Genomic DNA, 447 nt, shown 5'->3' with positions numbered 1-447 from the left:
CAGATAAAGCGTTGATTTTGCCTCATGTATACATGACACAAATGCCAGACATCACGAGCCGCGACCGCCTACGCAGGCGTGTACGCGATGACCTTCGTCTGCAGATGCTGTTCGAACCCCTCGACGCCGTTCTGCCGCCCGACGCCGCTCATCTTGTAGCCGCCGAACGGCGCATCGGCGCCGTAGAAGATGGCACCGTTGACGTTCACCGATCCGCTGCGGATCCGGCGGGCCACGGCCATTGCGCGCTCGTTGGAGCCCAGCACGGTCCCGGCCAGTCCATACATCGAGTTGTTGGCCATCTCGACCGCACCATCATCGCCACCGTCGTACGGCGTGATGGTGATGACCGGGCCGAAGATCTCCTCCTGGAACACCCGGTGCTCCGGGCTGACATCGGCGAGAATCGTTGGTGCGATGAAGTATCCGCGGTCCAGGCCTTGGGGC

The 447-nt window shown here is 62.4% G+C and carries 1 protein-coding gene; it reads right to left on the bottom strand.

Translation table 11 applies throughout. The features are described 5' to 3' along the window. Positions 1 to 68: 68 nt before the first annotated feature. Positions 69 to 447: aldehyde dehydrogenase family protein (locus RM844_RS32785; protein WP_311671079.1), on the bottom strand; the 379-nt coding region annotated here is incomplete at its 5' end.

Origin of the sequence: Streptomyces chisholmiae (assembly GCF_031845445.1) — a bacterium.
GTDB classification, from domain to species: Bacteria; Actinomycetota; Actinomycetes; order Streptomycetales; family Streptomycetaceae; genus Streptomyces; species Streptomyces chisholmiae.
Note: the sequence above shows the minus strand (reverse complement) of the source record. Positions and strands in the feature narration are given on the sequence as shown.